This window comes from Pseudomonas putida, from assembly GCF_002025705.1.
In the GTDB taxonomy this organism is placed as follows: domain Bacteria; phylum Pseudomonadota; class Gammaproteobacteria; order Pseudomonadales; family Pseudomonadaceae; genus Aquipseudomonas; species Aquipseudomonas putida_J.
In genome coordinates this window covers 4820195-4832526 of record NZ_CP018846.1, presented here as the reverse complement: position 1 = coordinate 4832526, position 12332 = coordinate 4820195, and the positions used below count along the sequence as shown (strand labels likewise).

The 12332-nt window shown below is 62.0% G+C and carries 15 protein-coding genes; 14 read left to right on the top strand and 1 reads right to left on the bottom strand.

The window, feature by feature from the left end; translation table 11 throughout:
• The first annotated feature begins 20 nt into the window (after positions 1 to 20).
• The 3 genes from secD to BUQ73_RS21945 all read left to right on the top strand — a co-directional run bounded on the left by secD (position 21) and on the right by BUQ73_RS21945 (position 3464).
• Positions 21 to 1883, top strand: a complete 1863-nt coding sequence (secD, locus tag BUQ73_RS21955; RefSeq protein ID WP_060485345.1) for a protein translocase subunit SecD — start codon at positions 21 to 23, stop codon at positions 1881 to 1883.
• A gap of 10 nt (positions 1884 to 1893) precedes the next feature.
• Entirely contained in the window at positions 1894 to 2802 is a 909-nt protein-coding gene (gene secF, locus BUQ73_RS21950; RefSeq protein ID WP_079229655.1) for a protein translocase subunit SecF, read from the top strand.
• A gap of 119 nt (positions 2803 to 2921) precedes the next feature.
• Positions 2922 to 3464, top strand: coding sequence for a glycine zipper 2TM domain-containing protein (locus tag BUQ73_RS21945; RefSeq protein WP_079229654.1), 543 nt, complete (start codon positions 2922 to 2924; stop codon positions 3462 to 3464).
• Between the two features lie 96 nt (positions 3465 to 3560).
• Here the strand turns inward: BUQ73_RS21945 and suhB are convergent, their stop codons facing one another.
• Complete coding sequence (gene suhB / locus BUQ73_RS21940; RefSeq protein WP_016393981.1) at positions 3561 to 4379, bottom strand: inositol-phosphate phosphatase; 819 nt, start codon at positions 4377 to 4379, stop codon at positions 3561 to 3563.
• A gap of 151 nt (positions 4380 to 4530) precedes the next feature.
• Between suhB and trmJ the strand changes: the two genes are divergently transcribed.
• The 11 genes from trmJ (at position 4531) to ndk (ending at position 12319) form a co-directional block, all read left to right on the top strand.
• Positions 4531 to 5301 carry a tRNA (cytosine(32)/uridine(32)-2'-O)-methyltransferase TrmJ gene (gene trmJ / locus BUQ73_RS21935; protein WP_079230606.1) on the top strand — a complete coding sequence of 257 codons (771 nt, stop codon included), beginning with the start codon at positions 4531 to 4533 and terminating at the stop codon, positions 5299 to 5301.
• 3 nt (positions 5302 to 5304) lie between these two features.
• The gene (gene cysE / locus BUQ73_RS21930; RefSeq protein WP_079229653.1) at positions 5305 to 6090 is read left to right on the top strand and encodes a serine O-acetyltransferase; all 786 of its coding nucleotides are present in this window, start codon (positions 5305 to 5307) and stop codon (positions 6088 to 6090) included.
• A gap of 179 nt (positions 6091 to 6269) precedes the next feature.
• Positions 6270 to 6761, top strand: a complete 492-nt coding sequence (iscR, locus tag BUQ73_RS21925; protein ID WP_008092572.1) for a Fe-S cluster assembly transcriptional regulator IscR — start codon at positions 6270 to 6272, stop codon at positions 6759 to 6761.
• A 44-nt stretch (positions 6762 to 6805) separates the two neighbouring features.
• Positions 6806 to 8020: an IscS subfamily cysteine desulfurase gene (locus BUQ73_RS21920; RefSeq protein WP_027920282.1), complete on the top strand. Its 1215-nt coding sequence runs from the start codon at positions 6806 to 6808 to the stop codon at positions 8018 to 8020.
• Positions 8021 to 8066: 46 nt separating this feature from the next.
• Positions 8067 to 8453 (top strand): Fe-S cluster assembly scaffold IscU, encoded by a 387-nt coding sequence (gene iscU, locus BUQ73_RS21915; RefSeq protein ID WP_007929523.1) that lies wholly within the window; start codon positions 8067 to 8069, stop codon positions 8451 to 8453.
• 35 nt (positions 8454 to 8488) lie between these two features.
• A complete protein-coding gene (gene iscA / locus BUQ73_RS21910; RefSeq protein ID WP_027920281.1) occupies positions 8489 to 8812 on the top strand; it encodes an iron-sulfur cluster assembly protein IscA in 324 nt (107 codons plus the stop codon).
• A gap of 8 nt (positions 8813 to 8820) precedes the next feature.
• Entirely contained in the window at positions 8821 to 9342 is a 522-nt protein-coding gene (gene hscB / locus BUQ73_RS21905) for a co-chaperone HscB (protein WP_027920280.1), read from the top strand.
• A 42-nt stretch (positions 9343 to 9384) separates the two neighbouring features.
• Complete coding sequence (gene hscA / locus BUQ73_RS21900) at positions 9385 to 11247, top strand: Fe-S protein assembly chaperone HscA (protein WP_079229652.1); 1863 nt, start codon at positions 9385 to 9387, stop codon at positions 11245 to 11247.
• Positions 11248 to 11250: 3 nt separating this feature from the next.
• A complete protein-coding gene (fdx, locus tag BUQ73_RS21895; RefSeq protein WP_027920278.1) occupies positions 11251 to 11592 on the top strand; it encodes an ISC system 2Fe-2S type ferredoxin in 342 nt (113 codons plus the stop codon).
• Positions 11593 to 11602: 10 nt separating this feature from the next.
• Entirely contained in the window at positions 11603 to 11803 is a 201-nt protein-coding gene (gene iscX / locus BUQ73_RS21890) for a Fe-S cluster assembly protein IscX (protein WP_027920277.1), read from the top strand.
• Between the two features lie 90 nt (positions 11804 to 11893).
• Complete coding sequence (ndk, locus tag BUQ73_RS21885) at positions 11894 to 12319, top strand: nucleoside-diphosphate kinase (protein ID WP_008092560.1); 426 nt, start codon at positions 11894 to 11896, stop codon at positions 12317 to 12319.
• Positions 12320 to 12332 lie beyond the last annotated feature (13 nt).

The following is a 12332-nucleotide window of genomic DNA, read 5'->3' as shown; positions in this document are numbered from 1 at the left end:
CGTCTTGAACGGGCGGCGTGATGCTGAACAAATACCCTCTGTGGAAATACGCACTGATCCTGGTGGTACTGGCGATCGGTTTCATTTATTCCGCTCCCAACCTCTACCCGGATGATCCGGCGGTGCAGATCAGCGGTGCCAGCTCGGCGCTGCAGGTCAAGCAGGCCGACCTCGATCGCGTCAGCAAGGCGCTGGTCGATGCCGGCATCACCGTCAAGGGCGCGAGCCTGGGTGAGAAGGGCAGTGGGCTGATTCGCCTGACCAACCAGGAAGATCAACTGCCAGCCAAGGATGTAGTGCGCAAGGCACTGGGCGATGATTACGTCGTGGCCCTGAACCTGGCCCAGACTACCCCGCAGTGGCTGCGTAACCTGGGTGCAAGCCCGATGAAGCTGGGCCTGGACCTGTCCGGTGGTGTGCACTTCCTGCTGGAAGTGGACATGGACAAGGCCATGAGCGCCCGCATGAAAGTCTACGAAGGCGAGGTCAAGACCTTGCTGCGCAAAGAGCGCATCCGCTACCGCAGCCTGCCGCAGCAGGATGGCGGTGTGATGCTGGGCTTCGCTGACGATGCTACCCGCGAACAGGCACGTGCCCTGATCCGCAAGAATTTCAATGATTTCGACCTGACCACCACCGAGCGCAACGAGCTTGCCGTGCTGCGTCTGGCGCTGACCCAGGCGAAAGTCGCCGAGATCCGCGAATACTCGATCAAGCAGAACCTGACCACTGTCCGCAACCGTGTGAACGAGCTGGGTGTGGCCGAGCCGCTGGTGCAGCGCCAGGGTGCCAACCGCATCGTGGTCGAGCTGCCAGGCGTGCAGGACACTGCTGAAGCCAAGCGTATCCTCGGCAAGACCGCCAACCTGGAGTTCCGCTTCGGCGCCGAGCCGGGTGCTTCCAAGGCCACTACCGAGGTCTTCGAGTTCCGTGAAGGCAACCGTTCCGCTGCCGTCGAGCGTGGCCTGATCATCACCGGTGACCAGGTTACCGACGCCCAGGCCAGCTTCGACGAGCATGGCCGTCCGCAGGTGAACATCCGCCTGGATGGCCACGGTGGCGAGTTGATGAGCCGCGCGACCCGCAGCAACGTCGGCCGCAGCATGGCGGTGATCTTCATCGAACAGAAGCCGGTCACTCGCTACGTCAAGCAGACAGTCGACGGTGTCGAGAAGGACGTTGCCGTACAGAGCTTCCAGGAAGAGAAGAAGATCATCAGCCTGGCGACCATCCAGTCGCCGCTGGGTAGCCAGTTCCGTATTACCGGCCTGAACGGCCAGGGTGAATCGTCGGAACTTGCGTTGCTGCTGCGTGCCGGTGGTCTGGCCGCGCCGATGTACTTCGCAGAAGAACGTACCATTGGCCCAAGCCTGGGTGCTGACAACATCACCAAGGGTATCGATGCGTCGCTGTGGGGCATGCTGTTCGTCTCGCTGTTCATCATCGCCATCTACCGCGGCTTCGGCGTGATCGCCACCATCGCCCTGGCGGGCAACATGGTGCTGCTGCTGGCGCTGATGTCGCTGCTGGGCGCGACCCTGACCCTGCCTGGTATTGCCGGTATCGTGCTGACCATGGGTATGGCGGTGGACGCCAACGTGCTGATCTTCTCGCGTATCCGCGAGGAGCTTAATGCCGGCATGTCGGTGCAGCGCGCCATTCACGAAGGCTTCAACCGCGCCTACACCGCGATCATCGACGCCAACCTGACCAGCCTGCTGGTCGGCGGCATCCTGTTCGCCATGGGAACCGGCCCGGTCAAGGGCTTCGCGGTAACCATGTCCCTCGGGATTTTCACCTCGATGTTCACCGCCGTCATGGTGACCCGTGCAATGGTCAACCTGACCTGCGGCGGGCGTGACATCAAGAAGCTGTGGGTTTGAGGGAGCTGCGATGAAAACCATCAACTTCATGGGCGTGCGCAATGTCGCGTTCGCCGTTACCGTGCTCCTCACCGTGCTGGCGCTGTTCAGCTGGTGGCAAAAGGGCCTGAACTTCGGCCTGGACTTCACCGGCGGTACGCTGATCGAGCTGACTTACGAGCGCCCGGCTGACCTCAAGGCGGTCCGTGCCGAGCTGGTCGAGTCCGGCTTCCACGAGGCCGTGGTGCAGAGCTTCGGCGCCACCACCGACCTGCTGGTGCGTATGCCGGGCGATGACCCGCAGCTGGGTGCCAAGGTTGGCGCGGCCCTGCAGAAGGCCGGCGGCGACAACCCGGCCACCCTCAAGCGTGTCGAGTTCGTCGGCCCGCAGGTGGGTGAAGAGCTGCGCGACCAGGGTGGCCTCGGCATGCTCCTGGCACTGGGCGGCATCCTCATCTACCTGGCGTTCCGCTTCCAGTGGAAGTTCGCCGTGGGCGCGATCGTCTCGCTGATCCACGACGTGGTGGTGACCCTGGGTATCCTGTCGTTCTTCCAGATCACCTTCGACCTGACGGTGCTGGCGGCGGTGCTGGCGATCATCGGCTACTCGCTGAACGACACCATCGTTGTCTTCGACCGGGTGCGTGAGAACTTCCGCGTGATGCGCAAGGCCTCGCTGATCGAGAACATCAACGTCTCGACCACCCAGACCCTGCTGCGCACCATCGCCACCTCGGTGTCGACCTTGCTGGCGATCGCCGCGCTGCTGTTCTTCGGTGGTGACAACCTGTTCGGCTTCTCCCTGGCATTGTTCATCGGTGTCATGGCCGGTACCTACTCGTCGATCTACATCGCCAACGTGGTACTGATCTGGCTGAACCTGAACAGCGAAGACCTGATCCCGCCGGTGAAAAACGAAGGTGTGGATGACCGTCCTTAAGGACTAGTCCTACGCCGTTCGGCGGCAAAAAAGGCGCGAGTGTTGAACTCGCGCCTTTTTTTTTGCTCCAAGGCTGGGAGAAAGCAGGTTAGCCCCTGCAGGTAAAACAGGAGGTTCATGTGAACAAATCAATGCTCGTAGGCGCTGTGCTGGGTGCTGTCGGTGTTACTGCCGGAGGTGCTGTCGCCACCTACAGCTTGGTGAACAAGGGGCCTGAATATGCCCAGGTCACCGACGTGCAACCGATCAAGCAACAGGTCAAAACTCCACGCGAGGTCTGCAAGGACGTTGCCGTCACGCGTCAGGCGCCGGTCAAGGACCAGCACCAGATCGCCGGCACTGTAGTGGGTGCTCTGGCTGGCGGCTTGCTGGGTAACCAGATCGGCGGCGGTACTGGCAAGAAGATCGCCACCGTGGCCGGTGCGGTCGGTGGTGGTTATGCCGGTAACAAGGTGCAGGAGGGCATGCAGCAGCGTGACACCTACACCACCACGCAAACCCGCTGCAACACGGTCAATGACATCAGCGAAAAGGTAGTGGGCTACAACGTCAAATACACCATTGGCGACCAGGTTGGCCAAGTGAAGATGGATCGCGAGCCAGGTTCGACCATTCCGTTGGACAAGAATGGCAAGTTGGTCCTCAGCGAAGCCGGGCAGTAGAACCAGTTGCGCTCCTACAGGGGGCGAAGCCGGGCAGTAAGCACAGGCATAAAAAAAGCACCCCGAGGGGTGCTTTTTTTTGCCTGCAATCCGCGCTTAGCGCTTCATGTGCTCTGGCAGGTGCGGCTGGATAGCGGTCAATACGGCCTTGAAGCACTTGATGTTGCCTGCAACGATGTGGCCCTTGTCGAGGAAGTCATGGCCACCGTTGAAGTCGCTCACCAGGCCGCCGGCTTCCTGGATCAGCAGCACGCCCGCAGCCATGTCCCACTCGGACAGGCCCGACTCCCAGAAGGCGTCGAAACGGCCGGCGGCCACGTAGGCCAGGTCCAGGCTGGCGGAGCCGGCGCGGCGGATGCCGGCGGTCTGGCCAGTCAGGGCGCGGAACATGCCCAGGTAGTTGTCCATGTCAGCCATCTGGTTGTCACGGAACGGGAAGCCGGTGCCCAGCAGGGCGCCGTCCAGGCTGGTGCGCGAGCTGACGCGCAGGCGGCGGCCATTGAGTTGGGCGCCACGGCCACGGCTGGCGGTGAATTCTTCCTGGCGAACCGGGTCGACGATCACGGCGTGCTCGAGGCGGCCACGGTATTTGCAGGCGATGCTGACAGCAAAGTGCGGGATGCCACGCAGGAAGTTGGTGGTGCCGTCCAGCGGATCGATGATCCACAGGTAGTCCTTGCCTTCTTCGCCGGTGCCGGCGTGCAGGCCGGTTTCTTCACCTTGAATGGAGTGGTTCGGGTAGGCCTTGCGCAGGGCGTTGACGATGCTCTGCTCGGCGGCGCGATCCACTTCGGAGACGTAGTCCTTGGCCTCTTTCTCGTCGACCTTGATGCTATCCAGGCGTTCGATGGAGCGGAAAATCAGTTCACTGGCGCTGCGAGCGGCGCGCAGGGCGATATTCAGCATAGGCTGCATGGGCGGGTCACCTGGAGATGTTAAAGAAGAAAGCCGAACATTCTAGCAGAAAAGTTTGGCGGCAGAAGTGTCACATTTGCTTTCATGGCGTTACGCTGGTCGGTTCTGTAAGATCGATTTCCCCCAAACCTGCATCTGTGAGCACAACACCTTGCTGCAAAATATTCGTGTTGTTCTGGTCAATACCAGCCACCCCGGCAACATCGGCGGCGCTGCGCGTGCCATGAAAAACATGGGCTTGTCGCGTCTGGTGCTGGTGCAGCCAAAAGAGTTCCCGTCCGGCGACGCCACCGCCCGCGCCTCGGGCGCCGACGACATCCTGGCCAGTGCCCAGGTGGTCGACAGCCTTGAAGAGGCGCTGGTCGGCTGCAACCTGGTCATGGGCACCAGTGCCCGTGAGCGCAGCATCCCCTGGCCGTTGATCGACCCGCGCGAGTGCGGGGCCAAGGCCGTGGAGCATGCCAGCGGCGGTGAAGAGATCGCCCTGGTGTTCGGGCGCGAACACGCCGGCCTGACCAACGAAGAACTGCAGCGATGTCACTTCCACGTGCACATTCCCTCGAACCCCGACTTCAGCTCGCTGAACCTTGCCGCCGCAGTCCAGGTGCTCTCCTACGAGGTGCGCATGGCCTGGCTGGCAGCCGAAGGTACGCCTTCGAAAGTCGAGAAGTTCGACGCCAACTCGCTGCGCAGCAACGAGCTGGCGACCATGGACGAAATGGAGCTGTTCTATGAACACCTGGAGAAAACCCTGGTGGACATCGGCTTCCTCGACCCTGAGAAGCCCAAGCACCTGATGCCGCGCCTGCGCCGGCTGTATGGGCGCAGCTCGGTCAATCGTTCGGAAATGAGCATTTTGCGCGGCATCCTCACCGAGACCCAGAAGGTCGTCCGGGGCGAGCCGCATAAAAGGAAGGACTGACAGATGTTCGAACGTCTGCGTGAAGATATCCAGAGCGTATTCCATCGAGACCCGGCGGCGCGCAACGCCTTCGAGGTGCTGACCTGCTACCCCGGCATGCACGCCATCTGGTTGCACCGGCTGGGCAATGCCCTGTGGAAGCGCGATTTCAAGTGGCTGGCACGGTTGGTGTCGAACTTCGGTCGTTGGCTGACCGGTATCGAGATCCACCCCGGTGCGACCATTGGTCGGCGCTTCTTCATTGACCACGGCATGGGTATCGTCATTGGCGAAACCGCCGAGATCGGCGACGATGTCACCCTTTATCAGGGCGTGACCCTGGGTGGCACCAGCTGGAACAAAGGCAAGCGTCACCCGACTTTGGAGAACGGTGTAGTGGTGGGGGCGGGCGCCAAGGTGCTCGGTCCGTTCACTGTCGGTGCCGGGGCCAAGATCGGCTCCAATGCGGTGGTGACCAAGGCGGTGCCGGCGGGTGCCACTGCAGTGGGTATCCCGGGGCGGATCATCGTCAAGAGCGAAGACAGCGAAGTCGAGGCCAAGCGCAAGGCCATGGCCGAAAAGATCGGCTTCGATGCCTATGGCGTCAGTGGCGACATGCCTGACCCGGTGGCTCGCGCCATCGGCCAGATGCTCGACCACCTGCAGGCCGTCGACGAGCGCCTGGAGGGCATGTGCGGGGCACTGACCAAGATGGGCAGTGACTACTGCGCCAAGGAGCTGCCGAAGCTGCCGGAGGATGACTTCGCGGTCGAAAGCCAGGCTGCCCAGCGCGACACTCAGTCGCATTGATTGCGCCGCGCTGAAGTCGTACTGACATATGGGGCGTGTGCTCACGCCCCTTTGCTGCTACAATCGCGCCCGCCTCCCTGATGCAAACCCGACTAAAGCAGTAGGTCTAATAGTTGACTTAAATGCTCGGGAATCGCATACTCGCACACATCCCGTAACTCCCGTGGTACCCATTAGCCATGCGACTGACTACCAAAGGCCGATACGCCGTCACTGCCATGCTCGACCTGGCACTGCACGCGCAGCATGGGCCGGTGTCTTTGGCCGACATTTCCGAGCGCCAGGGCATTTCCCTCTCTTATCTGGAACAGCTGTTCGCCAAGCTGCGCCGCAGCAGTCTGGTCTCCAGCGTGCGCGGTCCGGGCGGTGGCTACCAGCTGTCGCGCGGCATGGAAACCATCCAGGTGGCCCAGGTCATCGACGCGGTCAACGAATCGGTCGACGCCACCCGTTGCCAGGGCCTCGGGGATTGCCATGCCGGTGACACCTGCCTGACCCACCACTTGTGGTGCGACCTCAGCCAGCAGATCCACGAATTCCTCAGCGGCATCAGCCTGGCCGACCTCGTCATGCGCCGTGAGGTGCAGGAAGTCGCCCAGCGCCAGGACCTGCGGCGTGTCGCAGGCCGTACCGCCCAGCTGGACAAGATTGAGACGTCCGCCGTCGACTGACCTTTGCAGTGACGAGCGACGCCACCGCCTGATAGGAGATACCCATGAAGTTGCCGATCTACCTCGATTACTCCGCTACCACGCCGGTCGACCCTCGTGTCGCCCAGAAGATGGCCGACTGCCTGCTGGTCGACGGCAACTTCGGTAACCCGGCCTCGCGTTCCCACGTATTCGGCTGGAAGGCCGAAGAAGCGGTCGAGAACGGCCGCCGTCAGGTTGCCGAGCTGATCAACGCCGACCCGCGCGAAATCGTCTGGACCAGCGGTGCCACCGAGTCCGACAACCTCGCCCTGAAAGGCGTGGCGCACTTCTATCAGACCAAGGGCAAGCACATCATCACCTCCAAGATCGAGCACAAGGCGGTCCTGGATACCGCTCGCCAGCTCGAGCGTGAAGGTTTCGAAGTCACCTACCTGGAGCCGGGCGAAGACGGCATCGTCACCCCGGCCATGGTCGAAGCCGCCCTGCGCGACGACACCATCCTGGTCTCGCTGATGCACGTGAACAACGAAGTCGGCTCGATCAACGACATCGCCGCCATCGGTGAACTGACCCGTTCGCGCGGCGTACTGTTCCACGTCGACGCCGCCCAGTCGGCCGGCAAGGTCGAAATCGACCTGCAGAAGCTGAAGGTCGACCTGATGTCGTTCTCTGCGCACAAGGTCTACGGCCCTAAAGGTATCGGCGCGCTGTACGTCAGCCGCAAGCCGCGTGTGCGCCTGGAAGCCATCATTCACGGCGGTGGCCATGAGCGCGGCATGCGTTCGGGCACCCTGCCGACCCACCAGATCGTCGGCATGGGCGAAGCTTTCGCCATCGCCAAGCAGGAAATGGCCGCCGAGAACGTGCGCATCAAGGCACTGAGCGACCGCTTCTTCAAGCAGGTTTCGGACCTCGAAGAGCTGTACGTCAACGGCAGCAAGACTGCCCGCGTGCCACACAACCTGAACCTGAGCTTCAACTACGTCGAAGGCGAGTCGCTGCTGATGTCCCTGAAGGACATCGCCGTGTCGTCCGGTTCGGCCTGTACCTCCGCTTCGCTCGAGCCGTCGTACGTACTGCGCGCTCTGGGCCGCAACGACGAGCTGGCGCACAGCTCGATCCGCTTCTCCTTCGGCCGCTTCACCACTGAAGAAGAAGTCGACTATGCCGCGCAGCAAGTCTGCATGGCCGTTAACAAACTGCGTGAGCTGTCGCCGCTGTGGGACATGTACAAAGACGGCGTTGACATCTCCAAGATCGAGTGGGCCGCCCACTAAGCAGTCGCCGGCAAGAGCGGCTCCCTGATGAGGAAGGAATTGCACCATGGCATACAGTGAAAAGGTCATCGACCACTACGAAAACCCACGCAACGTCGGCAAGATGAACGCCGAAGACCCGGATGTCGGTACCGGCATGGTCGGCGCCCCTGCGTGCGGTGACGTGATGCGTCTGCAGATCAAGGTCAACGAGCAAGGCATCATCGAAGACGCCAAGTTCAAGACCTACGGCTGCGGTTCGGCCATCGCCTCCAGCTCCCTCGCCACCGAGTGGATGAAGGGCAAGACCCTGGACGAAGCCGAAACCATCAAGAACACCCAGCTGGCGGAAGAACTGGCGTTGCCGCCAGTTAAGATCCACTGCTCGGTACTCGCCGAAGATGCCATCAAGGCAGCCGTTCGCGACTACAAGCAGAAGAAAGGCTTGATCTAAGCCGCCCGTTGCAAGGTAAGAGTCAAGGAGTTCCGATGGCTATCAGCATGACAGAAGCCGCCGCCAACCACATTCGCCGCTCCCTCGACGGGCGCGGCAAGGGTGAGGGCATTCGCCTGGGCGTGCGCACCACCGGCTGCTCGGGCCTGGCCTACGTGCTGGAGTTCGTCGACGAGCTGGCCGAAGAAGACGAGGTATTCGAGAACCATGGCGTCAAGGTGATCATTGATCCCAAGAGCCTGGTCTACCTCGACGGCACCGAGCTGGACTTCGTCAAGGAAGGGTTGAACGAAGGCTTCAAGTTCAACAACCCCAACGTGCGCGGTGAGTGTGGCTGCGGCGAAAGCTTCAACGTCTGAGGCTGGCCGTGGGTACTCCTTGTCATTTCGCTCTGTTTGACCTCCAGCCCTGTTTCCGCCTAGACCTCGATAAACTGGCCACTCGCTATCGCGAGCTGGCCCGTGAGGTCCATCCGGACCGCTTCGCCGACGCTTCCGAGCGCGAGCAGCGGGTAGCGCTGGAAAAGTCCGCGGCCCTCAACGACGCCTACCAGACCCTGCGCAGTGCGCCGCGCCGTGCCCGCTATCTGCTGGCAATCGGTGGCCACGAAGTGCCCCAGGAGGTCACGGTCCATGACCCTGACTTCCTGTTGCAGCAGATGCAGTGGCGCGAAGAGCTGGAAGAGCTGCAGGACGAAGCCGACCTCGATGGCGTGGCCGTGTTCAAGAAGCGCCTGAAGGCCGCTCAGGACACGCTGAACGAGGATTTCGCCGCCTGCTGGGATGTGCCTGCCGAGCGCGACAAGGCCGAGCGCCTGATGCGCCGCATGCAGTTCCTCGACAAGCTCGCCCAAGAAGTGCGCCAACTCGAAGAGCGCCTCGACGATTAACCCGGTGTCGCCCGTGATGACGCCTAAGGTATTCAGATAAGCATGGCCCTACTGCAGATCGCCGAACCCGGTCAAAGCCCTCAGCCGCACCAGCGTCGCCTGGCGGTGGGGATCGACCTGGGTACCACCAATTCTCTGGTCGCTGCCGTACGCAGCGGTCGCAGCGAGCCCCTGCCTGATGCGCAGGGCAACGTCATTCTGCCGTCGGCGGTGCGTTACCTGGCTGGCCACAACGAAGTCGGCCTGGCCGCGCGTGAAGCGGCCTCCAGCGACCCGCTGAACACCGTTCTCTCGGTCAAGCGCCTGATGGGGCGTGGCCTGGCAGACGTCAAGCAGCTCGGTGAGCAACTGCCGTACCGCTTCATCGGCGGCGAGTCGCACATGCCATTCATCGACACCATCCAAGGGCCGAAAAGCCCGGTGGAAGTGTCCGCCGACATCCTCAAGGTGCTGCGCGAGCGCGCCGAAGCCACCCTCGGTGGTGAATTGGTAGGCGCGGTAATTACCGTGCCGGCCTATTTCGACGACGCACAGCGTCAGGCCACCAAAGATGCCGCGCGCCTGGCCGGCCTGAGCGTGCTGCGCCTGCTCAATGAGCCGACCGCCGCTGCCGTAGCTTATGGTCTGGATCAGAACGCCGAAGGCCTGGTGGCCATCTATGACCTGGGTGGCGGTACCTTCGACATTTCCATTCTGCGCCTGACCGCCGGTGTGTTCGAAGTGTTGGCTACCGGTGGCGATACTGCCCTGGGCGGCGATGATTTCGACCACGCCATCGCGGGTTGGATCATCGAACAGGCTGGCCTGTCCGCTGATCTCGACCCGGCCACCCAGCGCCAGTTGCTGCAGGCCGCTTGCGCTGCCAAAGAGGCCCTGACCGATGTTGATAGCGTCAGTGTCAGCCATGGTGCCTGGCAGGGCGAGCTGAGCCGCACCGCCTTCGAGGCCATGATCGAGCCCCTGGTTGCCCGCAGCTTGAAAGCCTGCCGTCGCGCCGTGCGCGATAGCGGTGTCGAGCTGGAAGAGGTGGGGGCAGTAGTGATGGTCGGTGGTTCGACCCGCGTGCCTCGTGTGCGTGAAGCCGTAGGCGCGCTGTTTGGCCGCACTCCGCTGACCTCGATCGACCCGGACCAGGTCGTGGCCATAGGCGCCGCGATCCAGGCCGACACCTTGGCCGGCAATCGCCGCGAAGGTGGCGAACTGCTGCTGCTCGACGTCATCCCGCTGTCCTTGGGCCTTGAAACCATGGGCGGGCTGATGGAGAAGGTGATCCCGCGCAACACCACCATTCCGGTGGCCCGCGCCCAGGAATTCACCACTTACAAAGATGGCCAGTCGGCCATGATGATCCACGTCCTGCAGGGTGAGCGCGAGCTGATCAGCGACTGCCGCTCCCTGGCGCGCTTCGAGCTGCGTGGCATTCCGGCCATGGTTGCCGGCGCCGCGAAGATTCGCGTCACCTTCCAGGTCGATGCCGACGGCCTGCTCAGCGTTGCTGCCCGCGAGCTGGGTTCGGGCGTTGAAGCCAGCATCCAGGTCAAGCCATCCTATGGCCTGACCGACGGCGAGATCGCTCGTATGCTCAAGGATTCCTTCGAGCACGCAGGCTCCGACAAGCAGGCGCGCCAGCTGCGCGAGCACCAGGTCGACGGCGAACGCCTGCTCGAAGCGGTGCAAGGTGCCCTGGACGCCGACGGTGAGCGCCTGCTCAGCGAAGATGAGCGGGTGGCCATCGAGTACCAGATGCAAGAATTGCGTGATTTGCTCAGCGGCACCGATGGCGCGGCCATCGAGCAACAGACCAAGCGTCTGTCGCAGGTGACCGATGCTTTTGCCGCCCGTCGCCTTGATTCGACGGTCAAAGCCGCACTGGCCGGGCGCAACCTGAATGAGATCGAGGAGTAACCGATGCCCCAGGTGATTTTCCTGCCGCACGAGAAGTTCTGCCCGGACGGGCTGGTGGTAGAGGTGGAGCCAGGGACCAACATCCTGGAACTGGCCCACGAGCACCACATCGAGATGGAAAGCGCGTGCGGCGGCGTGTGTGCCTGCACCACCTGCCACTGCATCGTGCGCGAAGGCTTCGACTCGCTCGAGGAAGCCGATGAGCTGGAAGAGGATATGCTGGACAAGGCCTGGGGCCTGGAGGCGCAATCGCGCCTTGCTTGCCAGGTGATCGTCGGTGAGGACGATCTCACCATCGAGCTGCCCAAATATACGCTCAACCACGCTGCCGAAGCGCCGCACTGAGGTTTGCCCGATGAGCCTGAAATGGATTGATGTACTTGAGATCGCCATCCAGCTTGCAGAAAGCAAGCCGGACGTCGATCCTAAATATGTGAATTTCGTCGATCTGCACCGTTGGGTGCTGGCCTTGCCAGAGTTCAGCGACGATCCGTCACGTGGCGGTGAGAAAGTGCTCGAGGCCATCCAGGCGGCCTGGATCGAAGAAGCCGACTAAGCGTGACGCTGCAGGTTAGGCAATCCCCTGGAACCCGCGTATAATTCGCGGGTTTAATTTTTCGTAACACTCAATATTCTGGAGTTTTCCATGGCTGTTCAACGTACTTTCTCGATCATCAAGCCTGACGCCGTTGCCAAGAACGTAATCGGCAAGATCACCACCCGCTTCGAAGAAGCTGGCCTGAAAATCGTTGCCTCGAAAATCAAGCAACTGTCCAAAGCCGAAGCCGAAGGCTTCTACGCCGAGCACAGCGCTCGTGGCTTCTTCGGTGACCTGGTTGCCTTCATGACTTCCGGTCCGGTCGTTGTTCAGGTTCTGGAAGGCGAAAACGCCATCGCTCTGAACCGTGAGCTGATGGGCGCTACCAACCCTAAAGAAGCTGCTGCCGGCACCATCCGTGCTGACTTCGCTGAGTCGATCGACGCCAACGCCGTTCACGGTTCGGACTCCGAAGCTGCTGCTGCTCGCGAAATCGCTTACTTCTTCGCTGCTACCGAGGTAACCACTCGCTAAGCGAAAGCTTAAG

Bases quoted from the DNA above. Each gene is read 5' to 3' on its own strand.
- iscX (WP_027920277.1), top strand. From the start codon at position 11,603: ATGAGCCTGAAATGGATTGATGTACTTGAGATCGCCATCCAGCTTGCA.
- iscR (WP_008092572.1), top strand. From the start codon at position 6,270: ATGCGACTGACTACCAAAGGCCGATACGCCGTCACTGCCATGCTCGAC.
- hscA (WP_079229652.1), top strand. From the start codon at position 9,385: ATGGCCCTACTGCAGATCGCCGAACCCGGTCAAAGCCCTCAGCCGCAC.
- secF (WP_079229655.1), top strand. From the start codon at position 1,894: ATGAAAACCATCAACTTCATGGGCGTGCGCAATGTCGCGTTCGCCGTT.
- fdx (WP_027920278.1), top strand. From the start codon at position 11,251: ATGCCCCAGGTGATTTTCCTGCCGCACGAGAAGTTCTGCCCGGACGGG.
- secD (WP_060485345.1), top strand. From the start codon at position 21: ATGCTGAACAAATACCCTCTGTGGAAATACGCACTGATCCTGGTGGTA.
- iscU (WP_007929523.1), top strand. From the start codon at position 8,067: ATGGCATACAGTGAAAAGGTCATCGACCACTACGAAAACCCACGCAAC.
- cysE (WP_079229653.1), top strand. From the start codon at position 5,305: ATGTTCGAACGTCTGCGTGAAGATATCCAGAGCGTATTCCATCGAGAC.
- BUQ73_RS21920 (WP_027920282.1), top strand. From the start codon at position 6,806: ATGAAGTTGCCGATCTACCTCGATTACTCCGCTACCACGCCGGTCGAC.
- ndk (WP_008092560.1), top strand. From the start codon at position 11,894: ATGGCTGTTCAACGTACTTTCTCGATCATCAAGCCTGACGCCGTTGCC.
- iscA (WP_027920281.1), top strand. From the start codon at position 8,489: ATGGCTATCAGCATGACAGAAGCCGCCGCCAACCACATTCGCCGCTCC.
- suhB (WP_016393981.1), bottom strand. From the start codon at position 4,379: ATGCAGCCTATGCTGAATATCGCCCTGCGCGCCGCTCGCAGCGCCAGT.